Genomic DNA, 20,703 nt, shown 5'->3' on the forward strand with positions numbered 1-20,703 from the left:
CACGCCTCGGATTTTTGTATTTTTTATTTCGTTCTAATCTTCATATTTCGCGTTGGCTAAGGCCTTCATATCTTACTTGACCAGAATTTCTACGGCCCATTATTTCACTTCCTTTTCCATTTCCTCGCGAATCTTGCGTACTTCACTTATGGCGAAATCATCCACTAAGTTCACGAGCAATTCTTCGACCTTTTTATCAGCAGAAAGAGCAAGGTACTGGACTAAAACCTTTAAATTTTCATCAGTAAAACTTTCTTCGTCGAAATAGTAACCGATTACCGATTTATCGCTTTTCTTTGAATTGCATGTAGGACAACTAATTACCAAATTGTTAATATGATCCGCTCCGCCCTGGCTTCGAGCCCTTACATGTTCAACATGAAATGTCGGTCCGTTTGGCTCCTCTTTGGCTCCGCAATAAATACAGATACCTCCGAAGGCCTCCAGCAGTGCTTTTATCTCTTCAAGAGTTACAGCGACTTCATTTCCGGCCATTTCCGCACGTAGCTTTAGTTTGTAAAAGGCGTGGTAAGCGCGGTCTGTCGATTTCGCTTTACAGCTTTTGCACCTAGTGGTGCGACCACCTTCGTATCTTTTATCCCGTTCAAATTCATCCCGTGCCTTAACCTCGCCGCAAATCCTACAAGTCCTTAACGTTTGACTCATGCGCTCTTCCCCCTCTTTTTAAATCGGAAATCCATCCAAAGCCTCGGAATCATTTCAGTGATTTGGCGTTTAGTGCAATGCGGTCCGAACGTGAAATACCTTGCCTCTTCTCCGTCCGTGACTTTCGCAACTATCTGTTTTTGATGGTGCGGGTAATTTCCGCCAGGTATACAAAGGATTGTATGAATTGCCTTTTCTCCACTCAAAACTATTGCCATCCCCCTTCAATAGTGTTATATTTAAGGTTTAAACACTTTTTCTAAAACCATCGTAAAAAAGATCAAACTCTTCTGGCAGTCCAGCTTCTATTCGTACTAATTTGGCTCGAATATAATCGGTAATATCACGCTGATTTTTTTCTATAGCACAGATTGTCGATGCCGCAACACCGATTCTTTTTGCGAACTTTTCTTGCGATTCCTCTAAAAAATAACGAATAGCCTTTGCTTTCATCCCGTCCAATTCGATTACCTCCTATCTATTCCGTTTGAGCCCAAAAAAATTAACGAACTATTATGGGCTTTCCTATATATGCATTTTTTTACTGCGGCTAAATTCTAGCGCCCTCTTGCGCTCGAGTCTCAGGTGTCTCTCCGAATACTTTTCCGCAAAATAGTCTGGCTCTAATTGAGATACTTCAACGTCTCCATAACGATGCTTATGGCTGATCCCTCTGACGTAAACCTTATCACTTCCATCCGTTGGCGTAGCTTTGTTATTTCGCTTATACCCGCGTTGAATTGCCGCGTCAATTTGCTCGAGTTTGTCATTTGAGAATGGCGTTTCGTAACGATGAGCACGCTTAAGCATGTAGTGTTCCGAGACATAATAGGGATACTCAAGCCAATGCACGTGACATTCGTACATTTCGCGTTCGAATGATTTCTCCTTCTTCGGCTTCAATAGCTCTTTGTCAGCCTTCTTGACCGCCTTGGCGTGATTATCTTTCGCAAATTTGCAAGATGGGCCGCACACTTTCGAGTTATTCGGCTTTGTTTTGTCGCGATAAAAATACCCGCACCAGTCACATCGTTTAATCCGTTTGTCATTATTGTCGTTAAAATCTCCCTTGATTAGGCGATTAATTAGTAACAGTGCTTTGTCTCGAGTTATCTCTACGTTCAATTGTTCGAAGAATGAGCTTGCATATTCAATGGCTCCTTCGCCCGGGTTCTTAAAATTTATATTGGCTGTCATTTTCATTTCCCCTTTTGGCTGTTTTGTGTTACTATTAAATTGGATAAATGTGTACAAAATCGGTAACGTAATAACATATTTATATATATAGAGCTTTTAAACACCGCCCTATAACGCCCACTTATTCTCGTATTCCCTACGCTTTACATACCGCTTGATTTCCTTTACATCGCATAATTGTAATGCAACGTCGACGACTGATTGCTCATTTGATACTTCGACACTCGGCTCATCCTCCGCAACTTCCGGAAGTAATAGACGATACTTGTTAGGCTTATGGCGAAATTGGCCGAGCTCAAGACTCTTCGCAATATCTACCTCGCCCTTTCGCCGATATTCAACGTAACCTTTTTCCACCAGCGTCTTTATTGCATTCTGAACGGTCTCCCTCGAAGTCGTGCCAATCATAGCCATCGCTGTCTTAGTCTTCAGATAAAAAGTCGGCCCGTAGCGCTTGCTTGTTACGAGCATCGCGTAAAGCATTTGCTTTTGCTTGAAGGTGCCGCATTGCAGAACCGCCAGTATTTCGGACTTATAAATCGTAACCTGTTTGTCTGTGTTTCCGAGTTTCATATCTTTTTCGTAAGCATAAGCGACAAGCCTTTGCGCCTCTTTAAGCCAATGGTCCGGCGTGCTGCCTTTGCTGAAATACTGCGGAGGTGTGGCGTTAAGAATGTCCATAATCGCCTCGACAGCTTCTTCTGGCTCAAATCCTTGCGAATTATAGAAACACGCAAGCGTCAGCGTGGTCGAGTGCCTGCTGTTACTTTCGGTAAGTCTGCCCGCTTCGAGTATGCGACGTGCTTTTTGCAATGCTGCAGATACGTCGATCACGTTGGCCATGATATTCGTTTCAGCCGCTACCGCCTCGAATTCACTCGCCTGTTGGTCGGTAAGTCCGAAGTCTGACTCGGTTATTATCGTTGAGTCCATCGGCTGTACGTCGAGCAAATAGTCGAAGGATTTAATAGGAGTCAACGTTTCATTATCGCAAAACCAACAGCGATTGCCGGTCTTTTGGTGGACGCCGAGTGGTAATTTTATGCCTTGAGTCCATGAGGGTCGAAACTCTATTTGACCGTCCTGCAATTTGCCGACCGTGGCTATTACGTTGTCATAGAAGACGCGAATCTCTTTCACGGGTATCGGCTTATCGAAGAACATATCGACATGATAGCCTTTATTACCGCTAACGCTTACGTGAATGTCCTGCCGCTTAATATTAAACTCGTGAACTAGTACGTCGATCAGCTTTAGCGTTGCCCAGCGCGCAAGACCTTTGTCGTTAAAGTCAACGTCGAAGGTTATGAATTTGTTAAAATAGCCTCCGTTGAAAATTCCGTAGGTTAGGTCGCCATCAATATGCGTCTTTAACATACTGTCGTTTAGAACGACCACTCTGGCGCTATGCTTTTTATTAAACGTCACATAACTGTTTGGAAATTGGACTAAATACTTGCTACGTGTTTGGATGTAGAGCTCATTTATTTTTGCGTAAATAAGTTTGCGGCTGTTCTCTGTTGGCAGTTTTGGCAATCAACTCATTCCTTCCTCTCGAATCTTGCTAATTCTCCATCGAGCTCAGGCGTGTTTAAAAATACAAAGACCAATTTGCCTCGGTACCGTCGACTCGGCTCGATATCAACTAACTTAAAATCTTTTGCGACCAGTTCCTTCGCAACTCTTACACTTAGTACACACTTGTACTTTTCTTCCATTCGTTATCCCCTCCGTAATTTTGTTTTATGTGAACGCGGACTTGCCGCGGAAAAAATACCGCTTAATAATAGTGACGTATTAGAATGATTTTTCGGACACCTTACCTAATAATACGAATGAGTTTTAAATGTCGCGCACCCTTACTTAATAATAGGAACGAGATCCGAAAGTCGCGCAGTCTTCACTGTATAATAAGAACGAAATTTAAAAGTCGCGCACTTTTTAAAAAATACTTGCGAACATTTGTTCGGTATGCTATTATAAAAATAGAAAAAGGCCTGACCCGCATGCCACCACGAATCAAGCCTTACATATACTCGGCGCTACCTATTGGGTTGCCGCCAGTCACCGAGAGTCGGCCAGCAGACTTGTGACGGCTCCAAGCACAAATCTTTCGTGCCACCGAAGGAGCTCCACCTGGAGTCGTGCTGCTATTTAAAATCGCTTGCTGATACGCCCTTGCCTTCGACGTACCAACGTCACGATTACCGGTACAGCAATGCCGTACCCTTTATTTCTAAAGCGATTGCCGTCGCTTACCTAAAAACCACCGCTACCTGGATCGTGTACCATATGATATAATCGACTCCTAGAGTATTTTCGAGAGCTTGCCGGGACCTCCACAGTCATAAAGGCAGGCTCTTACTTTTTTGCAAGTTCATACATAACCTCGAGAAATGATGCAGTCGCAAGCCATTCCAAGCCCAAAGCGTCCAATCGTTCGTTATCTCCCTCGAGAAATTCTGCTTCAAGCATTCCGCATTCTGCACGGTCAATATAAACGGTATTTTGGTCATCGCTTATAGGCTCGTTAGGAATAAGTATTACTGCGTCGTTTTCGCTTCTCTCAAGAATGACGTTTGGCGCCAGCAAGAAAACTTCATCTTCGACTACTCCGAAATCCGGATCATCCGACACAGTGTAAACAGCCTTAATTTTGCGTACAGTCATGCGATTCTTCCCTCCTTTAGAGTTTCGCCAAATAGATTCGATGCTTGAAATGCGTTAATTTCTCCGCAGCCAAATCTTACTTTCTTAGAGATTTCCGGAAATAACTCCGACATTTTTGCTGGTGAGATTGTAACCGGAGGATTAGGATCCCCGTTTACCACATATAAGTTAAACCAGCCAACTATTGTTTTTACATAACGAATCTGAACTGTCATTTTATTTCCCTCCTATTATTTCTTACCTAATCGTGATTCCATTTCATTAATTTCATCAACTGAATATCCAGTGGTTAGTAGAATATCCAGGTATGCGTCGTAAAGCCCTTCACGGTAACCAACGTATTCATCGTCACCTGTATAATCTAGCCGACTCCGATGTTCATCTACTTCATTCCACGCCTTAACCATTTCAGAGACAATTCGTTCAACTTGGTTAAAACTTAACCCCATCCCATCACCTCCTTAAAATCATCAACTTGTACAAAATTAGCTAAAAAGGATGTCGGCATAATACCGACGTAAGTATTACGTGTTTTGCTCGAAAAACTCTTCAGCAAAGGCCTTATCCATTTTTACTATTCCGGCCTTATAACTAGTCGATGTGCCTGGAAAAAATCGCTTAAATTGCTTCGAACAAATAAAGATAGGTTTCCCAGTAGTTCCGATGATACGGAGGTCAAAGGAGCCGTCGGGCTTTCTGATAAAACGGACGTCAACAGGCTTAGTAATTATCGGGATGAACATTTAATCCGAGCCTCCCTCAACGTGACTAAGTATTCGAAAAACTCAATGGCTGACATTTTACTAACCTTTTCGATGTCTACCGTTTTACATGGATCACCGACGAGAAAAAAGTGTGCGAAAAATAATGAATAGGTGAAGTCGAGGTCGTTTGTCCCGTCTTTTAAACGAAAAATTGTCATTCCTTCCTCTTCAAAAACAACTGCAGCTCGATTTTTTAACATGATCGCTTGATAAGACTGAAAAATCTCTGAACCGTCGTTATCCTGTTCACGCAAATAAACCGTTTCTATCATTGCGCCCACTCCTTGTTGTTTAACTCCTGCGGTAATACCACTGGGTTAATTAGAGTATATAACTCCAGCAGTAAAACCGTCAAGGTAAAAATTAAAAAAATTTAGAAACTTTTTAAGAAACTTTTTCGTAAAAATAAGTTATAATAGAAAATACAGAAACTGAGGTTCGGGAGAGGTATATATGACACTAGAATTTAAATTAGGTGACGTACTAGAGGAATTAGAGATATCGATGAACGCCTTAGCGGTAGAAGGCAAGATCCGACCGGCAACTGTCTCATCCTACGTAAAAGGTGACGTCAGTCGAATCGAAGTCGAGACGTTAGTCAGCATCCTAGACACGGTCAATCGCTTGGCCGAAGAAAAGGGATTAAAGCACAGCTACAGCATCGAGGATGTAGTTTCATACGAATACAAATAAGCGACCCGTCAAGGTCGCCTTTTTCATGCGCTAATATCTACATGCCTCTTACACTTGCAGCATTGGAATACATTCGGACGTATTTCGCGGTGTCTCTTTAACTTGCGACAGGTCTGACAGCTCAGCGTCACATGTCTGCCACTTCCTTCGTTAATGACTAGGTCCGAATCTTCCGTAACCAGTTCCTCGTCCTCCTCAGCACCCGTAGAAAAGACAGCATACGCCATTATGACGGTCATGCCTCCGGTTATAAAACTGACCCAGCTCATCGGAAGTCCTCCCGGCCAGTTAATACGTAGTTCAGCTCTCCGTTATTATTGACGACGATCACGCGGTAGGCTGCTTGTGTACAATACTCGCGCTGCAGTTCCGAGACAAGTTCTGCGTCGTTTAACCCCTTTTCGATGAGTATTCCGGCCAATGTCGTCGGCTTCATGTTGCAAGCGGTCGCCAGGCGCCTGAGCTTCGAGTCTTGCTTATTGGAGAGCGAAACGTTCACTCGATTAACTTTCTTGCCACCCAATCCCTTTCCTTCTATCATTCCGGTGACCTCCCTTTTGAAATCGTCATGACAATTGACAACGTCAACCGCGTTACACTGTTACGCAAAGGGTCCGTCGAAGAGACGGGTATTACTTCCCTACGACTATTTTGATTCCACCGCTTGCACTACGTTTAACGATCTTGAGCGGAGCATTTCTGCGCTGCATATCCTCGAATATTAACGCCTTTACATACGGACTAAACTCGATATTCTCCTCTGCCAGACGGTCTAAGAACGCCCTATCTTGCGGATTGGTAATGTTAAAAGAAACCGACTTAACTCTCTTATTACTCATCCTTAACGCCTCCTATCGCTTGATAGTATATGGTATGAGCGGTAATATCGTCCTATCACAACATTTTTGGTAAAATTACAAATAATCTTGTGAGAGGATTACGGACAGCTCCGTCGAATTTATATGGTAGGTGATGTTGATGGTAGTTAGCTTAATAGGATCGTGGATAAAACAGTCGGAGTATAATCGGCCGGAAATATGCAAGAGGTTCGGAGTATCGCAGAATACTCTATCGAATTGGTGTACGGGCAAGACTTATCCGTCAATTCCGCAGGCCTTCGAACTGGCTACGTTGCTGGGCGTTAAAGTGGACGACTTATATGCGGTGAAAGACGAAGTAAAATAAATGTGCCGGTATTACGGCCTGGACCTGCATTATTTAGGAAATGGCCGCATAAGCTGACGTATAAGCGTGTCAGCGTCCGTAGAGGAGCTGCGTCTTTAAAAATACATACCGGTAATACCGCAAAAAACCCCGTGCTTAATTGCTCGGGGCTTGTTTATTATTTCTTATATTTTTCTAAAAGCCGCTCTACTTCCTTTTGGAGATAATCCTCAATTTTAAATTCACCTAAGAAAACTTGTTTTACAATTTTTACTTTGGGTGTCGTTTGTTTCTTTTTATTTGCCTTCATTTAACATCACCACTCTGCATTCGTTTAATATACGATTCGCGAACCAACCTCTGAAGTTCCAGCAAAACAGGATTACCACGTTCTAGTTCCTCTTGGAAATATTGGCGCCTTTCGTCCTGGGTTAGGCGGCATAACTCCGAATGGATGAAAAGAGTTGTGTTGCCAATTTTCATTACTTGTCTAAACACCTCTTTCCTCAATCCCAATACTCTAGATCGCTTAAAGGTTTTATTTTTATTAAGCAAGCTACTCCTAACAAACTTCGTCTTCCTTATTTCCATCGCTATTCCTCCCTTCTATTTCGCTTATTATATAGAAAGAGTATCTAGCGTGGTTAATCGTCAGTCTTGCGTCAGTTTGCGAAATCAAACGTAAAAGCCCCGGATATTTCTCCGGGGCCCTTTTTATTTCAACTTAATTTCGAATTCAAAATCTTTTGATTCACCGTCAAACTGATCTTCTGCGCCAACACGGCCATTAAAACTCATTTTAATCCAAGTTATATCTGCAGCATGACCGCGTTCAAGGTACCAAATGATATTTCCTTCTTTAATAACTCCTTTATCAATTTCACCACCGATACTATCGGAAACAAACATATCCGGCATGTCTATTTGTTCTCCAGTGCTCGTTACCAAGACTGCTTGATCCGGGTAAACAGTAAATTTTCCTTCCGTCGTATTCTCCATCTTGAACTTAACGCCAACTGCAGATGCCTTAGCATTTTCATCTTCCATAGTCGGTGCGATGTCACTTACAACGACTTTCTCGACGTCGAGCTTCAACCCGTTAAAATTATCAGACCATTTTGCGTTGTCATAATAAGTCCAGACGTCTTCTGACTTTTTCTCTTCACTGGTTGCAGCGTCCGTTTCTTTGTCTGCGGACTCTTCGACTTTTGCCTCCGCCTTTTTCTTGTCGTTTTTCTCGAGCTCATCCGTAGCCTTGTCCGCTCCGCAACCCGTCAGAGCAAACAAAAGAATAGCGAACAATAAAACTAGTAACTTTTTCATATGTAACCCTCCCTTAATATGGATATATCTATCTACGTATATTATAAGGGAAAAGTTTCCAGCGTGGTTAATTATTTTTATTTCGTGTGTTTTGCGTCCTTACATCGAACGTAATTCGTCTTGGCGTTGCTTCAGTTTTAGCCGCGCCATTTCCTCCGCTGCTTCCGGAGTGGTACCGAAGCAATTGTAAACTGCTACGCCATTCTTGCCGTCTCGTGCGTCCGCTCGGAAACCGTCATGCCATAACGTAACCTTTATTTTAATGCGTTCCTTTTTCATCTTGATCGCCTCACTTTCCTACGTTAATGAATTCGGCAATAGTCCGCCAGTACCTGCGGAGAAATGAGGACGTTGTGTGTCCGACTAACCTTGGGTTTTTAAAAAATTTTGCGCAATTATTTTTACCTTGAGAAAAACGAAATGGATTACGCGAATCTCTGGTGGCTGACGAATATTTTTTGGTTTTCATCCCCGCCGGGGGTATTTTGTTTCTGGAATAATGTCGAGTTGTACGTTGTCTGACGTTGCATATGAATGTATAACGATTCATCATCGGTTCGTATAATGCACATTATGCGTAATTAAGTCAAATACAAACCGCGTAGTATCAACGTTTATATGCACAGATAATTACGCAGTTATACGTACTCTTATACATTGCCGGTATATTGCGGTTCCTGGCGATCGTGCAGCTACCGTATGGCCTACCGCATTGCATAAACCAGCTCCTATTTCCTGCCGTTATTTCCGCAAGATGTCCGGTCCAACCCCGAGTTTTCAGAGGCACTCACGCCTGGCGACGCCACAGCTGGTAACGCCAAGATTTCGCCAATATGTAAAGAATCGTCAATAATCACCGCCATCACTACTATTCCTTACTACCTCTCGCTATCATCCCTATATAAATATATATGTAATACGTTACCGAAAACGTACACTTTCCGTTCAATTTACAACCTTTACTGCGGTCACATCTCCGAATTGAATGCGTTCATATTCGCCAGGTTTTACCTCCAGTCGCAGCTCATGCGTAATAGGATCAACGCGCTGTATTCGCCCAGTATAGTCCGTAGTGAATCCGTCAGACCAGACGGTTACCCTTATCGCATGTTTATATTCCATTGCGTACTTAATGCGCAGGTCAAACTCCTCCATCTGATATTCGTCCAGTATCGGCTTAGCTTCACGCTTCATATCCTGCCACAAGTCACGCTGCATTTTCACTTGTTCCGGCATAAAGAACGCTCCTTGCCACTTAATTTTACCGCGATCACGTATTGCCATCTAATCACTCCTTCGTATTTATACTACTATTATATACGAACAAACGTTCCGTATGTATAGAAAAATAAAAACGCCCTTCTATTGGACGCCTTTACTTTGTAAATTCAAAAATTTCCTTACGCTCCACCCTTACTGCGCAATTATTATCTCCTATTTTATAAAGATATAATTTTTCGCTCTTTTCTTGATGGAATTTATCAAACTTAATTTCGGGACTTAGGTCGTAATGATTTACAATTTCAGTAATTTTCTCTAAAATTTGTACTTTATTAGGCTCGTTTTTAGATACGATTTGAAACGGTAACTTCTGTTCAATCCCTTGAACCATAAACGAAATTAGAAATGCTGTTTTCACTATCAATTCCTCCTCATATTATTATCTTAATTTAACAGAAGGAATTTTGCACCTTATTTAAATACGTAATTAAGTGGAGAATGTGCGCTATGCTGATTTTGAACGTCCATATTCGTCATTTGTACATAACGACGCACCATGTTCATATGCGAATGTCCGAGAATACGCTGTAGACTAAACGGATCACCACCGTTAAGAATATAGAACAATGCGCCAGTATGACGCAAAGTATGCGGACTGACTCGTTTATTTGTTATCTTAGCGACCTGTCCATATACTCGCAAGTTATCCCGCACAGTTGCCTCGCCTATCTTTTCGCCTTCATACGTAAGGAATACGTACTCATTGCCGAAGTCTTCCGTCTCTTTCATATATTCGCTCAATAGCTTCGCAGTCCGAGCTGAAATCGGCACTACACGGCCTACACGCGTCTTAGTATCCGCAGCTTCTAAGCGTATCGACATCGTCTTAAAATCGATATTTTGCCGCTTTATATCAACCAATTCGCAGACTCGCACCATCGTATCAAGTAAGACAAACGTAATTACCTTCGTACGAAATCCGACATAACTCTCGTCATCTATGGCCGCAATCAATCTACGATATTCCTCCACCGTAAACGCCTCTACTACGTCTATTGGCGCCTTAATCGGCTTAAAGCGCTTATGTATAGGCTCGCTAATCCACGCCTTATCCTCGTAACAATAACGCAGGAATGCTCGCATTGTCCTAACGCGAATATTAATGGTTCCTGGCGTGTAGTCCATCTCGTCACGCATAAACGTAATCCAGCCCATAAATAACTCCGTCGTCATTTCATCCGCTAGTAACTCGCGGTTTATATAATCCTTAAAATATCCGAAGTTATTATAATGCTCGGTAATCGTTCGTTTTGCCAGACCTTCGCCCTTCTTAATCAGCATAAACTCCTCGAACATTTCCGTCATGCTTAGCGGTATTTCAGTCGTTGCTGTCCGCTTCCGTCTAGTTAAATTTTTCCGCAAAATAAAAATCCCCTTCCGCCAGTCTAAAATTAGCGTAAGAGGACGAATGAATAACTTAAACAGTTTCGCGCGACTATTAACACAGTCTTACGTCTCACCCTTATACAGTCTTGCGTTAGACTGGGCGAAAACTGTGTATGTAAACCGTCACAATCACCGGCAACAATCACCGGATCAATCAACGTCAAACCCTTGCGGGAGTAAGAACGTTGGCGGGACTGTGTGGGAATCGAACCCACCAGACCTGGCACGCAGGTCTCAAGCAGTTTTGAAGACTGTGGAGGACACCAGTACCCCATTCAGCCCCATAATTATTATTGTAGAAAGGTAATTCCTATTTGTAATTATAATACAATGGAATATAGTAAATATCAATAGAGTTGGGGATATTGTCATTTTTCCGACAACTTTTGCAACCTCCTTCTAATGATAACTCTTTCTTGATAGTAAAGGCATTACTTGTCTTTTACCCTCGTCACAGACTATAATAGATAGATGAAAATAGTATTTTGTAGGTGAATGATATGCAGCTAACTGGTTGGTTTTTATGGTTTATATTAATATGGATTTTTGTATTTGCTGGTTTAATGGGGATTGGCGGATTTTTTATGTTTCGGAAATTTCTCAAGAAAATGCCAAAGGAAGATGGCAAATCGGTGATGGACTGGGAAGAATTCTACGTGAATCAGACTCGTCATTTATGGGACGAGGAAGAAAAACACTTGCTTGAGGATTTAGTCAGCCCTGTACCAGAGCTTTTCCGTGATGTAGCTAGACATAAAATTGCCGGTAAAATTGGTGAGCTTGCACTTAACGAGAAGGTAACAAAAATCACCGAAGAAATCGTCATCCGCGGGTACATTCAAGCAACACCTAAGAGAGATCATAAGTTTTTACGAAAGAAACTATTTGAAAATCAAATTGATGTCGCTCCTTTCGAGCACTTATTCTAAACCGTCCTCTTGTGGCGGTTTTTTTGTGTTCAACAGTATTGATTAGGCTTTATTCGTTACCACTTACACTTAATTTTGAGGTAAACGGTAACAATTAGCCTTCATTCGTGCCCTTTAAACACACATTTGGGGGTAAACGGTAACGATTAGACTTTATTCGTGCCCTCTAAACACACATTTGGGGATAAACGGTAACGATTAGACTTTATTCGTTCCCTCAAATACTCATATTTTGGGTAAGCGGTAACGATAACGATGGGTCTTGTAAATAATTAATTAATTCAAATAACTGGTTCACTAAACAAAAAACACTGACTCTAAAAGAATCAGTGCTGTCCTTGAAGCTGCCTATATAGCTTCTTATAATCTAAATACATCGCAATCCGCCACGGAACAATCATACTAAACGCGAGCAAGAAGAACATACCGCTTAATTCTCCGAAATCGATCGTGGTACTTAAAATAGTTTTTAACCCTAATCTCACAATTAATAGTCCAACTAGAATATACATAAACGCTTTAGACCGTTTTAAATAGATTTCGTTCTCGCGGATCTCAAATTTCGAGGTTTTTATCAGCAGTATGGAAAACAGCATTCCTACGATTACTACTTCCCCTATTTCCATAGGAGTTAACCTGAATTGTGGTACCACATACATTAATGCCCCGCTTGACATAAAGACCGGCGGAAGGATAATTTTCAACGCATTTGTAGGTTTCTTTGCAGCCTTCATGCGGACGAATAAAGCAAGTATCCCCATAAAAACCGCTCCTATAGAAGAAACAACAACGAAGTTCATAGGACCCATCCCCTATTATAAAAATAACGCAATAAATATATTACTATATAATTCATTCATTAGAAACCAGTAAATCCACCAAACATACCTGAGAAAAGGGTGATAATTTTTGTCATCCAGTCAAAGAAGAGCACAATCCCCATGACAATCATAATATAACCACCAATTTTAACAATCTTACCACTGTTTTTACGAATCCATTTCATGCGGCCAACAAAGAACGATAAGATTAAAAACGGAATCGCAAACCCTAGGGAGTATGCAACCATATAAAGTACACCTGAACCTGGATTGGTCGCTGCTAAGGCAATAACCGCCGATAGAATTGGGCCTGTACATGGTGTCCAGCCAGCCGCAAAGGCCATACCAATCAGTGCGGAACCAAAATAGCCGGAGGGTCTATTTTTAAATTCTAACTTACGATCCTTCATCAAAAACTCTGGTTTAAATACACCGACAATGATTAAACCAAATAGCACAATAAAGATTCCGCCTAACTGACGAATGAGATCCTTGTACTCAAGGAAAAAGCTGCCTACAAACGATGTTCCAAATCCAATGGCAATAAATATAGCTGAAAATCCTAAAAGGAAAAAGATTGTATGTAGAAGACTGCGCTTTTGAAGCATGGCATTTTCAGTTTTTAACTCGCCAACAGACATCCCCGTGATATAAGATAGAAATGCTGGGTATAGCGGTAAACAGCATGGTGAAATGAAACTTAAAAAGCCCGCGCCTAAAGCTAAAAATATATTTACATCCGTCATATTAACACTCCCACTATAGTCGATACTATTTCATTTTAACAAACCTTTCCCCTAAAAGATAATGGTTAACATGAATATTTTGTGTCTCAAGAGGCGTATTAGCATTTTGTTCAAATAGTTTCTATTATGCTACTAATTACCAACCTTATTTGGTTATTTTTTTACAAATATCTTTGAATTTATTCCCATCTTAGGTTATACTAGTAAAACATTGGTAGAGAATAACTATCAATGTTTTGTTTTCTATTATTGAGTTTTGCTCAGAAAGGACCACGGCTGTGATCAAACAAGACCTAATTTCACTAATTGAAAAAAAGCGTGCTGAGTTAATTCAAGTCGCGGTCACGAACGGCCTGACTTCCACCATTGCTATTCGCTATAGCCAGGAATTAGACCACCTTTTAAATGAATATAATCGAAAGTATATAAAGAAAACCCGCCAAGTGGCGAGTCTTTAACAAAAAAAATCCTGGCCTTTTGAAGAGACCCAGATAAATGAGACAAGGAAAAAACACCCCCTGAATCGTATTATTACAATATGATATTTAGGAGGGTGTTTTTATATGGGCACAAGAGTACATTACCCAGAAGAAATTAAGTGGGAAGTAATTAAGTTGAAGCAAGCCGGAAAGTCGAACAAAGAAATTATGGAGCAGCTGGGTATTAAACATAAGTCTCAAATTAAGACATGGATGAAATGGTTTAGAACGGGGCAAACCTACCGGTTTTCTCAACAAGTAGGAAAACAATATACCTATGGTAAAGGGACAGAGGAACTAAGTGAGTTAGACCAATTGAAATTAAAAAATAAACAATTAGAGACTCAATTGGAAATCTTAAAAAAGTACCAGGAAATCGAAAGGAGTTGGAGCCGCAAGTCGTTGTACAAGTTGTAGAAGACCTTTCATCCAAGTATAAAGTAATCGAAATTCTTAGTGTCTTAGGCATTCCTAAGGCAACGTATTATCGGTGGAAAAAGAAATATAAAGTCAATGTGTTAACCCCTTTAGAGGAACTAGTAATTAAGCTATGTGAGGAAAATTTTTATCATTATGGCCACCGAAAAATTAAATCATTACTAAACAGAAAGCACGGAATAAAAGTTGATCGCAAAACAGTACAAAAGATTATGCAGAAATTTGAGATTCAGTGTCAAGTTAAAATGAAGCGACAGAAGTACATTAATGGTGAGAGTAATATTGTTGTGCCAAACATTCTCAATCGTAACTTTAAAGCAAGTCAACCAAATGAAAAATGGGTAACGGATATTACCTACTTACCTTATGGCTCAACTATGCTGTATTTATCAACGATTATGGACCTATATAACAACGAGGTAGTGGCTTATAAGATAGGTACGAGCCAAGATATCAACCTAGTATTAGATACATTAAGGGAAGCAGTAGAATTACGTAAACCAATAGGGTTACTTCTTCATAGCGACCAGGGATCTGTCTATACTTCATATGCATATCAGAATTTGGCCAAAGAAAAAGGCATTACCACAAGCATGTCTCGAAAAGGAAACTGCCATGATAATGCCGTCATCGAATCCTTTCACTCCTCGCTAAAGTCGGAAGGATTCAACGCTCAACGCAGAGCATCTATGTTCAATTCTAAAGTAGTACAAATTGTAAATCAATACATGTATCGATATAATCATATACGCATTCAGGCAAAATTAAACTACCTGTCCCCACTGGAATATCGGGGACAGGCAGCATAGGTGTTTTTTCTAAGTCTCATTTCAACGGGTCAGTCCACTTTTGACCAGGATTTTTTTTATTGCATAACGTCCTCTAAACGATCTACTGCTCCATTTTGCAAAAGGAACATTTTATGATATAAACCGCCGAGCGCAAGTAGCTCCTGATGCGTTCCTCTTTCGACTATTTCTCCCTGATGCAGGACGAGAATTAAGTCAGCATCCTGAATCGTTGATAATCGGTGCGCGATCGCAATCGTTGTACGCCCTTTCCGCATTTTCGCGAGAGCTGTTTGGATGGCTTCCTCTGTTTCCGTATCAATATTGGCCGTTGCTTCATCAAGGACGAGAATCTTTGGATTGGCAGCAATGGTCCTTGCAAAGGCAATCAATTGGCGTTGTCCACTAGATAAAGTAGATCCTCTTTCCACCACTTTATGATTATAGGAATCTTCCAGTTTCTCAATAAAGGTATGTGCCTGAACAAATTTAGCCGCTTCCTCTACTTGCTCATCTGTTAATTGATGATTATGGAGAGTAATATTGTCTCTTACACTTCCGAAGAATAAAAACGGATCTTGGAGTACAAGCCCCATTTTGTCTCTTAATTCATCCTGTGAAAAATCTCGAATCGATTTACCGTCGACTAAAATATCTCCCTTCTCGTATTCATAGAATCTCATGAGAAGATTGATAATGGAACTTTTCCCGCTTCCCGTATGCCCGACAAGCGCTACGGTTTCCCCAGGACGTGCTGTGAAGGAAATATTCTTCAATACATCGCGCTGGCCATCGTAAGAAAAAGTTAAATTCTTAAATTCAATACTTCCTTCTTCAATAGAAAGGTTACTTTCTTCCTTTTGTGCAGGTGCCAATTCTTCCTTATCAAGAATTCTAAAAACACGAGCCCCTGCAACAATCGCCTGCTGGTACAAGGATAATCTCATCATCATATTGTTGACTGGTTCAAAGAATCGCTCCAGATAATTCACGAAAGCATATAACACACCAATCTCAACTGGACTGTTCAATGAAGTAAGACCAAAATAATTCAAAACAATAATTAATCCTAAGATGAAAATCAAATCCACCGCTGGGCGCAGCAGTAATCCATCAATCTTAATATTCTTCATTCCCGCATTATAGTGCTTCTCATTAATATCTTCGAATTCTTTACGAAGTCTTTTTTCCTGGCGAAAGACTTGAATAATACTCATCCCTTGCAGAGATTCACTTAATTTAGCATTTAATTGGCTGAGTCTTTCGCGCATATCCAAATAATAACGAGAACTAAATTTTCGATATAAACTCATAACAAGAAGAATTAATGGGATAAAAATCAGACAGAACATGGCCAGTTTTACATCTAGAATAAACATAGTAATAAAGATACCTGCTAATAAAAACCCACTCTGGATGAACGTTGAGATTACTGTAACAAACATATCTTTAATTGCCTCGGTGTCGTTTGTCACACGCGAAACAATACTGCCTGCCGGTGTTTGATCAAAGTACTTTAACCCTAGTGACTGTACCTTTGTAAAAATATCGACTCGAAGCTGTTGAATGATTTTTAATGCAATCTCCTGAAACTTCACTAATTGAAAAAACATTAGAACTGATTTAACAATTTGAATACCTAAATAACTTGCCCCTAGAATCATGAGAGGCCCAAAGACTAGGTTTCCTGGTGTTAAATAATCATCGATAAAGATTTTCACAAGAATCGGACCTGCTAATTCTCCCAATGTTGTTATGACCAAAAGCGTGAATGCTAGAATTAATTCCTTTTTATGTGGTTTCGTATAGGCCAGCAGTCGAAATAAAACATTTTTTTGTTCTTTTTCAGTCAGCTGTGCTGTATCTTCCATTTTAATGTCCTCCATGCTCAACCAACTCCTCTAGCTGCTGACGTAAATACATTTCCTTATACCACCCATGGTTTTCCATTAGTTCATCATGTGTCCCTCTTTCAATTACCCTGCCATTTTCAAGAACAAGGATTAAGTTTGCATGTTGAATGGCACTCAAGCGGTGAGAAGTAATAATCGTTGTTTTCCCTTCGCGGTTCTTTCTTAGTGAAGAAAGAATGGCCTCCTCTGTCTTTGCATCGACAGCAGAAAGGGAATCATCCAGCACTAATACTTCTGGATTCATAAGCAGTGCTCGTGCAATTGAAATTCTTTGTTTCTGACCACCGGAAAGTGAGACCCCTCTTTCTCCCACAACCGTTTGGTAGCCATTGGTAAACTGGAGAATATCATCGTGAATATTTGCAAGCCTTGCCGCATCATAAATCTCTTCCTCTGGAACTAGCGGGTTGGTAAAGGCAATATTTTCTGCAACACTTGCTGAAAATAAGAAATGATCTTGTGGAACATAACCAATCGCTTCCCGCAGTTTCTCTAGCTTATAGTCTTGAAGTGTATGACCACCAAAGGAAATTCCGCCCTCATAGTCTTCAAATTCACGAATAAGCAGTTTTAATAGTGTTGTTTTTCCTGCGCCGGTCTTCCCTACAATTCCAAGTGTTTCCCCTCTATTGATAGAGAAAGAGACATTCTTTAACATAGGTTCTTTTTCACCAGGAAAAGTAAATTTTTCGATATCATAATGGATATCACCACTTGGCACAACGTCCAACGCATGATTCCGGTCTGTAATATCTGACTTTTCACGAAGTAATGCTGCAACACGGTCATAGGATGCGCGGCCGCGTTCAACAATATTGAACAACCAGCCAAAAGCGAGCATTGGCCAGATTAATAGGCCTAAATAGGTTGTAAACGCTATTAATTCTCCAATAGTTAGTTCCCCTGCCAATACATATTTTGAACCAAAGGTAATGGCTAAGAAGAACGATATCCCGACAATAATAGAGATGGTAGGATCGTATAAAGAATCGATTTTAGCAACGACAATATTTTTTTGGACGACGTCATCTGATTGCTTTCTAAAATCCTCAATATCTTCCTTTTCCTGTCCAAAAGTTTTAATAACCTTTATACCGGAGATACTTTCTTGTGTTTTATCATTTAAGTCAGAAAAGGCTTCTTGTGCCTTATGAAAGGTCCGATGGAGCATCGTACCAAACCAGCTAGTAAGAATGGCCATAAAAGGCATTGGAATTAAACAAATTAACGTTAATTTCCAGCTGATAGTAAACGCCATGGCCAAAATAACCGTTCCACCCGTTGAAAGAGAATCTACTAACGTTAGGACCCCAGCACCAGCTGTCTGCTGGATAGCTTGCAGGTCATTTGTCGCATGTGCCATTAAATCGCCCGTTCTTCGTTTTTGATAAAACGAGGGCGACATGTTTGTAAAGTGTTGGTATAATTGATTCCTTAATTGTTTGCTCAGCTTAACCGCCGAACCAAAAATCATAATCCTCCAAAAATATCTCAAAACATACATTCCAAGGCCTGCACCCACTAAGATTGCCATCCACTCGAACAACACCCCTTTAGTTAACGTGCCTTCATTAATATGGTCGGCAATTACCCCTATCACCTTGGGAGGTACGAGTTGAAGCAGTGCCACAAATAGTAAAATGGCGATTCCTGATATGTACGCTTTTTTCTCTTGTTTAAAAAACCAGCCCAATTCTAAAAATACTCTCATAAACGTTCCCCCGAAAGATAGTTCAATTTATCTGTTTATTATTTTAAAAAAATCATTACAACTCACCCGAAGATTAATTTTATCAAATATTATTAAAATAATAAAGATTTAGACACCTATTCTTCCCATGAAAAAAGCACCCATTTTTATGAGTGCTCAACCTTAATTATTCAGCTTCTTTTTCTAACTCTGCCAATTTATCTTCAGCAGCTTTTCTCAATCCATCTACTTCATCTTTGATTTGGTCAGGTACAAATTTAACACGGTTTAAATAATTCACGATCACCTTGTGATCCGTTACAATCGCATTGGGGTCATTCGGATCATAGGTCTTTGTTTGAATTTCATTGTTTTTAATAAAAGCAGAAGCGATAAAGTAGAAATCCTTTTGTGATTCGCTCTTTAATGAACCTGTTTCTCTTACTACTGTCTCGTAATCTTTAGCTGTAATTAATTCAGCATACTTCTCATCCTCAGCAGTCAGCTCTCTCGTACCTTCATTATCTTTAGCAGCATTGGTGCTTTCTTCTGATTTGTTTTCTTTAGGAGTTGCTGTATCCTCTTTTTCTTGCGTTCCGCATGCTGTTAAAGCAAGTAGTAAAACTAAAATAAGTGATAAAACCTTTTTCATGTAGTATTGCTCCTTTTTCTATGTAGTTGTTGTTATTAGCGTAACTATTATGTACCTATTTATCCATTATTTCAATATATTTTTTTAAAAAAATAATTTTTAAAAAAATAATCCTCATCAAAAATAAAAAACCATCTTATCCATAGATAAAATGGTTCTAATTTCTTTATTTGCCTTGCTGTTTATTCATAGCAGACATCATTTGGTTGATCTTCTTTTGAGAAGGCTTCATACCCATTTGCATCATCATCATTTTTAACATTTGTTCATTAATTGGTGGATTTTTCTTTAAGTAGCTCATCATGTATCTACGAGCAATGAAAAATCCTAGAGCTACACCAGCTACTAAAGCTAGTACAACAACTAGAATCCATAAACCTGTACCCATTAAACTTCCTCCTTCATGTTGTCTACCATACAGTGTACTAAATAAAACGGGAATATACAATATTCTCTTTTAAAAGATTAAACATATTTTCTTTCTTTAATAGGCTTTAACCAACCAAACCGCTGATGATCAAGATCTAAAGCCATAAACGATGATTCGCATTTTCTAAGCACTTCAAAGAAAATCGTTTCCGCTTCATAACTGCCAGATGCCTCAATTGTAATTAAGTCCTGGAAGACTCTTAATTTCGCTGTACTTAGTTTTCCACTCAACTCAATAGAGTATGTACCATGTTCGGCACGAAAACCCTTCTTTTTTCCGAGTTGTTTTTGAAGTAATTGATGTATTTTTAAAACCTCTAATGACTTTGTTATATAGGAAATCTGTTTATTTGTGATAAATTTCAGTTCACCTTCTGCTTTGTGATGTTCCTGAAAAAGCTGATAAAACATACGCTCTCTTCCGAAGTAATGGGCGGCAAATTCATCTTCTATAAGATAAAGCTGATAATTCCTCACCACGATCTCTCCTTCGTTGAATACCCTTTCTATCAATTATAAATAAACACTATCAAAACATTTGTCTTATACCGGCAAAAATAACCACTATTATTGTCGAATCCATAAGTTTCTCACAAATATTATTATATCCTACTAGTAATTGGAGTTTCCCGAAAGTTTTGAATTATCCATCTAAAATCCATCCTAAGTCTAAA

The 20,703-nt window shown here is 40.1% G+C and carries 33 protein-coding genes and 1 tRNA gene; 5 read left to right on the forward strand and 29 right to left on the reverse strand.

Going from position 1 to position 20,703, the window contains the following annotated elements:
* Positions 1 to 99 precede the first annotated feature (99 nt).
* The 11 genes from H0184_RS00200 to H0184_RS00250 form a co-directional block, all read right to left on the reverse strand.
* Positions 100 to 666: an HNH endonuclease gene (locus H0184_RS00200; protein ID WP_221819688.1), complete on the reverse strand. Its 567-nt coding sequence runs from the start codon at positions 664 to 666 to the stop codon at positions 100 to 102.
* A complete protein-coding gene (locus H0184_RS00205; protein WP_221819689.1) occupies positions 663 to 884 on the reverse strand; it encodes a hypothetical protein in 222 nt (73 codons plus the stop codon). Before H0184_RS00205 ends, H0184_RS00200 begins: the two co-directional genes overlap by 4 nt.
* Before the next feature lie 28 nt (positions 885 to 912).
* A complete protein-coding gene (locus tag H0184_RS00210; RefSeq protein ID WP_221819691.1) occupies positions 913 to 1,128 on the reverse strand; it encodes a helix-turn-helix domain-containing protein in 216 nt (71 codons plus the stop codon).
* 63 nt (positions 1,129 to 1,191) lie between these two features.
* A complete protein-coding gene (locus tag H0184_RS00215) occupies positions 1,192 to 1,863 on the reverse strand; it encodes a hypothetical protein (RefSeq protein ID WP_221819693.1) in 672 nt (223 codons plus the stop codon).
* A 108-nt stretch (positions 1,864 to 1,971) separates the two neighbouring features.
* Positions 1,972 to 3,399: a TOTE conflict system archaeo-eukaryotic primase domain-containing protein gene (locus H0184_RS00220; RefSeq protein WP_221819695.1), complete on the reverse strand. Its 1,428-nt coding sequence runs from the start codon at positions 3,397 to 3,399 to the stop codon at positions 1,972 to 1,974.
* A gap of 5 nt (positions 3,400 to 3,404) precedes the next feature.
* Entirely contained in the window at positions 3,405 to 3,581 is a 177-nt protein-coding gene (locus tag H0184_RS00225) for a hypothetical protein (RefSeq protein ID WP_221819697.1), read from the reverse strand.
* A gap of 643 nt (positions 3,582 to 4,224) precedes the next feature.
* Positions 4,225 to 4,533, reverse strand: coding sequence for a hypothetical protein (locus H0184_RS00230; RefSeq protein WP_221819699.1), 309 nt, complete (start codon positions 4,531 to 4,533; stop codon positions 4,225 to 4,227).
* Positions 4,530 to 4,748, reverse strand: coding sequence for a hypothetical protein (locus tag H0184_RS00235; RefSeq protein WP_221819701.1), 219 nt, complete (start codon positions 4,746 to 4,748; stop codon positions 4,530 to 4,532). The genes H0184_RS00230 and H0184_RS00235 overlap by 4 nt, the downstream gene beginning before the upstream one ends.
* A gap of 15 nt (positions 4,749 to 4,763) precedes the next feature.
* A complete protein-coding gene (locus H0184_RS00240) occupies positions 4,764 to 4,982 on the reverse strand; it encodes a hypothetical protein (protein ID WP_221819704.1) in 219 nt (72 codons plus the stop codon).
* Positions 4,983 to 5,057: 75 nt separating this feature from the next.
* Complete coding sequence (locus H0184_RS00245; RefSeq protein ID WP_221819706.1) at positions 5,058 to 5,276, reverse strand: hypothetical protein; 219 nt, start codon at positions 5,274 to 5,276, stop codon at positions 5,058 to 5,060.
* Positions 5,261 to 5,569: a hypothetical protein gene (locus H0184_RS00250; RefSeq protein WP_221819707.1), complete on the reverse strand. Its 309-nt coding sequence runs from the start codon at positions 5,567 to 5,569 to the stop codon at positions 5,261 to 5,263. The genes H0184_RS00245 and H0184_RS00250 overlap by 16 nt, the downstream gene beginning before the upstream one ends.
* Positions 5,570 to 5,750: 181 nt before the next feature.
* On the opposite strand from H0184_RS00250, the gene H0184_RS00255 reads away from it, so the two are divergent.
* Positions 5,751 to 5,990, forward strand: coding sequence for an XRE family transcriptional regulator (locus H0184_RS00255; RefSeq protein ID WP_221819710.1), 240 nt, complete (start codon positions 5,751 to 5,753; stop codon positions 5,988 to 5,990).
* A 23-nt stretch (positions 5,991 to 6,013) separates the two neighbouring features.
* On the opposite strand, the gene H0184_RS00260 is transcribed toward H0184_RS00255, so the two are convergent.
* The 3 genes from H0184_RS00260 to H0184_RS00270 all read right to left on the reverse strand — a co-directional run bounded on the left by H0184_RS00260 (position 6,014) and on the right by H0184_RS00270 (position 6,829).
* Positions 6,014 to 6,259, reverse strand: a complete 246-nt coding sequence (locus tag H0184_RS00260; RefSeq protein WP_221819712.1) for a hypothetical protein — start codon at positions 6,257 to 6,259, stop codon at positions 6,014 to 6,016.
* Complete coding sequence (locus tag H0184_RS00265; protein ID WP_221819713.1) at positions 6,256 to 6,531, reverse strand: hypothetical protein; 276 nt, start codon at positions 6,529 to 6,531, stop codon at positions 6,256 to 6,258. Before H0184_RS00265 ends, H0184_RS00260 begins: the two co-directional genes overlap by 4 nt.
* A 91-nt stretch (positions 6,532 to 6,622) precedes the next feature.
* Complete coding sequence (locus H0184_RS00270; protein WP_221819714.1) at positions 6,623 to 6,829, reverse strand: hypothetical protein; 207 nt, start codon at positions 6,827 to 6,829, stop codon at positions 6,623 to 6,625.
* Positions 6,830 to 6,968: 139 nt separating this feature from the next.
* Here H0184_RS00270 and H0184_RS00275 point away from each other — a divergent pair, with 139 nt between their 5' ends.
* Complete coding sequence (locus tag H0184_RS00275; protein ID WP_221819715.1) at positions 6,969 to 7,175, forward strand: helix-turn-helix transcriptional regulator; 207 nt, start codon at positions 6,969 to 6,971, stop codon at positions 7,173 to 7,175.
* A gap of 157 nt (positions 7,176 to 7,332) precedes the next feature.
* Here the strand turns inward: H0184_RS00275 and H0184_RS27480 are convergent, their stop codons facing one another.
* The 8 genes from H0184_RS27480 to H0184_RS00310 all read right to left on the reverse strand — a co-directional run bounded on the left by H0184_RS27480 (position 7,333) and on the right by H0184_RS00310 (position 11,427).
* Complete coding sequence (locus H0184_RS27480) at positions 7,333 to 7,464, reverse strand: hypothetical protein (protein ID WP_260631355.1); 132 nt, start codon at positions 7,462 to 7,464, stop codon at positions 7,333 to 7,335.
* Entirely contained in the window at positions 7,461 to 7,745 is a 285-nt protein-coding gene (locus H0184_RS00280) for a hypothetical protein (RefSeq protein WP_221821301.1), read from the reverse strand. Before H0184_RS00280 ends, H0184_RS27480 begins: the two co-directional genes overlap by 4 nt.
* 123 nt (positions 7,746 to 7,868) lie before the next feature.
* Entirely contained in the window at positions 7,869 to 8,477 is a 609-nt protein-coding gene (locus H0184_RS00285) for a hypothetical protein (RefSeq protein ID WP_221819716.1), read from the reverse strand.
* 99 nt (positions 8,478 to 8,576) lie between these two features.
* Positions 8,577 to 8,756, reverse strand: coding sequence for a hypothetical protein (locus H0184_RS00290; protein ID WP_221819717.1), 180 nt, complete (start codon positions 8,754 to 8,756; stop codon positions 8,577 to 8,579).
* A gap of 666 nt (positions 8,757 to 9,422) precedes the next feature.
* The gene (locus H0184_RS00295) at positions 9,423 to 9,761 is read right to left on the reverse strand and encodes a YolD-like family protein (RefSeq protein WP_221819719.1); all 339 of its coding nucleotides are present in this window, start codon (positions 9,759 to 9,761) and stop codon (positions 9,423 to 9,425) included.
* Positions 9,762 to 9,852: 91 nt separating this feature from the next.
* The gene (locus H0184_RS00300; RefSeq protein ID WP_221819721.1) at positions 9,853 to 10,116 is read right to left on the reverse strand and encodes a hypothetical protein; all 264 of its coding nucleotides are present in this window, start codon (positions 10,114 to 10,116) and stop codon (positions 9,853 to 9,855) included.
* A gap of 53 nt (positions 10,117 to 10,169) precedes the next feature.
* Positions 10,170 to 11,120 (reverse strand): tyrosine-type recombinase/integrase, encoded by a 951-nt coding sequence (locus H0184_RS00305; RefSeq protein WP_260631356.1) that lies wholly within the window; start codon positions 11,118 to 11,120, stop codon positions 10,170 to 10,172.
* Between the two features lie 210 nt (positions 11,121 to 11,330).
* Positions 11,331 to 11,427 (reverse strand) — tRNA-Sec (locus tag H0184_RS00310).
* Positions 11,428 to 11,644: 217 nt separating this feature from the next.
* On the opposite strand from H0184_RS00310, the gene H0184_RS00315 reads away from it, so the two are divergent.
* On the forward strand, positions 11,645 to 12,073 hold the full coding sequence (locus H0184_RS00315) for a DUF2621 domain-containing protein (protein ID WP_221819722.1): 429 nt from the start codon (positions 11,645 to 11,647) through the stop codon (positions 12,071 to 12,073).
* A gap of 326 nt (positions 12,074 to 12,399) precedes the next feature.
* On the opposite strand, the gene H0184_RS00320 is transcribed toward H0184_RS00315, so the two are convergent.
* The gene (locus H0184_RS00320; protein WP_221819723.1) at positions 12,400 to 12,873 is read right to left on the reverse strand and encodes a CcdC family protein; all 474 of its coding nucleotides are present in this window, start codon (positions 12,871 to 12,873) and stop codon (positions 12,400 to 12,402) included.
* Positions 12,874 to 12,932: 59 nt separating this feature from the next.
* A complete protein-coding gene (locus tag H0184_RS00325; RefSeq protein ID WP_221819724.1) occupies positions 12,933 to 13,640 on the reverse strand; it encodes a cytochrome c biogenesis CcdA family protein in 708 nt (235 codons plus the stop codon).
* 278 nt (positions 13,641 to 13,918) lie between these two features.
* Here H0184_RS00325 and H0184_RS00330 point away from each other — a divergent pair, with 278 nt between their 5' ends.
* A complete protein-coding gene (locus tag H0184_RS00330) occupies positions 13,919 to 14,098 on the forward strand; it encodes an aspartyl-phosphate phosphatase Spo0E family protein (RefSeq protein ID WP_221819725.1) in 180 nt (59 codons plus the stop codon).
* Between the two features lie 105 nt (positions 14,099 to 14,203).
* Positions 14,204 to 15,366, forward strand: a protein-coding gene (locus H0184_RS00335; protein ID WP_396953566.1) for an IS3 family transposase whose coding sequence is annotated in 2 segments (ribosomal slippage) — positions 14,204 to 14,480 and positions 14,480 to 15,366 — 1,164 coding nt in all. Because the reading frame shifts where the segments join, the coding sequence is not laid out codon by codon here.
* Between the two features lie 56 nt (positions 15,367 to 15,422).
* On the opposite strand, the gene H0184_RS00340 is transcribed toward H0184_RS00335, so the two are convergent.
* The 5 genes from H0184_RS00340 to sirA all read right to left on the reverse strand — a co-directional run bounded on the left by H0184_RS00340 (position 15,423) and on the right by sirA (position 20,506).
* Positions 15,423 to 17,216 (reverse strand): ABC transporter ATP-binding protein, encoded by a 1,794-nt coding sequence (locus tag H0184_RS00340; protein ID WP_221821201.1) that lies wholly within the window; start codon positions 17,214 to 17,216, stop codon positions 15,423 to 15,425.
* Position 17,217: 1 nt separating this feature from the next.
* Positions 17,218 to 18,969, reverse strand: coding sequence for an ABC transporter ATP-binding protein (locus H0184_RS00345; RefSeq protein ID WP_221819727.1), 1,752 nt, complete (start codon positions 18,967 to 18,969; stop codon positions 17,218 to 17,220).
* A 166-nt stretch (positions 18,970 to 19,135) separates the two neighbouring features.
* The gene (locus H0184_RS00350) at positions 19,136 to 19,600 is read right to left on the reverse strand and encodes a hypothetical protein (protein WP_221819729.1); all 465 of its coding nucleotides are present in this window, start codon (positions 19,598 to 19,600) and stop codon (positions 19,136 to 19,138) included.
* A gap of 166 nt (positions 19,601 to 19,766) precedes the next feature.
* Positions 19,767 to 19,988, reverse strand: a complete 222-nt coding sequence (locus H0184_RS00355; RefSeq protein WP_045519419.1) for a YneF family protein — start codon at positions 19,986 to 19,988, stop codon at positions 19,767 to 19,769.
* A gap of 77 nt (positions 19,989 to 20,065) precedes the next feature.
* Positions 20,066 to 20,506, reverse strand: a complete 441-nt coding sequence (gene sirA, locus H0184_RS00360; protein ID WP_221819731.1) for a sporulation inhibitor of replication protein SirA — start codon at positions 20,504 to 20,506, stop codon at positions 20,066 to 20,068.
* Between the last annotated feature and the right edge of the window lie 197 nt (positions 20,507 to 20,703).

This window comes from Neobacillus niacini (assembly GCF_019749295.1).
GTDB classification, from domain to species: domain Bacteria; phylum Bacillota; class Bacilli; order Bacillales; family Cytobacillaceae; genus Neobacillus; species Neobacillus niacini_D.

Bases quoted from the DNA above. Each gene is read 5' to 3' on its own strand.
- H0184_RS00200 (WP_221819688.1), bottom strand. From the start codon at position 666: ATGAGTCAAACGTTAAGGACTTGTAGGATTTGCGGCGAGGTTAAGGCA.
- H0184_RS00205 (WP_221819689.1), bottom strand. From the start codon at position 884: ATGGCAATAGTTTTGAGTGGAGAAAAGGCAATTCATACAATCCTTTGT.
- H0184_RS00215 (WP_221819693.1), bottom strand. From the start codon at position 1,863: ATGACAGCCAATATAAATTTTAAGAACCCGGGCGAAGGAGCCATTGAA.
- H0184_RS00225 (WP_221819697.1), bottom strand. From the start codon at position 3,581: ATGGAAGAAAAGTACAAGTGTGTACTAAGTGTAAGAGTTGCGAAGGAA.
- H0184_RS00230 (WP_221819699.1), bottom strand. From the start codon at position 4,533: ATGACTGTACGCAAAATTAAGGCTGTTTACACTGTGTCGGATGATCCG.
- H0184_RS00235 (WP_221819701.1), bottom strand. From the start codon at position 4,748: ATGACAGTTCAGATTCGTTATGTAAAAACAATAGTTGGCTGGTTTAAC.
- H0184_RS00240 (WP_221819704.1), bottom strand. From the start codon at position 4,982: ATGGGGTTAAGTTTTAACCAAGTTGAACGAATTGTCTCTGAAATGGTT.
- H0184_RS00245 (WP_221819706.1), bottom strand. From the start codon at position 5,276: ATGTTCATCCCGATAATTACTAAGCCTGTTGACGTCCGTTTTATCAGA.
- H0184_RS00250 (WP_221819707.1), bottom strand. From the start codon at position 5,569: ATGATAGAAACGGTTTATTTGCGTGAACAGGATAACGACGGTTCAGAG.
- H0184_RS00255 (WP_221819710.1), top strand. From the start codon at position 5,751: ATGACACTAGAATTTAAATTAGGTGACGTACTAGAGGAATTAGAGATA.
- H0184_RS00260 (WP_221819712.1), bottom strand. From the start codon at position 6,259: ATGAGCTGGGTCAGTTTTATAACCGGAGGCATGACCGTCATAATGGCG.
- H0184_RS00265 (WP_221819713.1), bottom strand. From the start codon at position 6,531: ATGATAGAAGGAAAGGGATTGGGTGGCAAGAAAGTTAATCGAGTGAAC.
- H0184_RS00270 (WP_221819714.1), bottom strand. From the start codon at position 6,829: ATGAGTAATAAGAGAGTTAAGTCGGTTTCTTTTAACATTACCAATCCG.
- H0184_RS00275 (WP_221819715.1), top strand. From the start codon at position 6,969: ATGGTAGTTAGCTTAATAGGATCGTGGATAAAACAGTCGGAGTATAAT.
- H0184_RS27480 (WP_260631355.1), bottom strand. From the start codon at position 7,464: ATGAAGGCAAATAAAAAGAAACAAACGACACCCAAAGTAAAAATTGTA.
- H0184_RS00280 (WP_221821301.1), bottom strand. From the start codon at position 7,745: ATGGAAATAAGGAAGACGAAGTTTGTTAGGAGTAGCTTGCTTAATAAA.
- H0184_RS00285 (WP_221819716.1), bottom strand. From the start codon at position 8,477: ATGAAAAAGTTACTAGTTTTATTGTTCGCTATTCTTTTGTTTGCTCTG.
- H0184_RS00290 (WP_221819717.1), bottom strand. From the start codon at position 8,756: ATGAAAAAGGAACGCATTAAAATAAAGGTTACGTTATGGCATGACGGT.
- H0184_RS00295 (WP_221819719.1), bottom strand. From the start codon at position 9,761: ATGGCAATACGTGATCGCGGTAAAATTAAGTGGCAAGGAGCGTTCTTT.
- H0184_RS00315 (WP_221819722.1), top strand. From the start codon at position 11,645: ATGCAGCTAACTGGTTGGTTTTTATGGTTTATATTAATATGGATTTTT.
- H0184_RS00320 (WP_221819723.1), bottom strand. From the start codon at position 12,873: ATGAACTTCGTTGTTGTTTCTTCTATAGGAGCGGTTTTTATGGGGATA.
- H0184_RS00325 (WP_221819724.1), bottom strand. From the start codon at position 13,640: ATGACGGATGTAAATATATTTTTAGCTTTAGGCGCGGGCTTTTTAAGT.
- H0184_RS00340 (WP_221821201.1), bottom strand. From the start codon at position 17,216: ATGGAAGATACAGCACAGCTGACTGAAAAAGAACAAAAAAATGTTTTA.
- H0184_RS00345 (WP_221819727.1), bottom strand. From the start codon at position 18,969: ATGAGAGTATTTTTAGAATTGGGCTGGTTTTTTAAACAAGAGAAAAAA.
- H0184_RS00350 (WP_221819729.1), bottom strand. From the start codon at position 19,600: ATGAAAAAGGTTTTATCACTTATTTTAGTTTTACTACTTGCTTTAACA.
- H0184_RS00355 (WP_045519419.1), bottom strand. From the start codon at position 19,988: ATGGGTACAGGTTTATGGATTCTAGTTGTTGTACTAGCTTTAGTAGCT.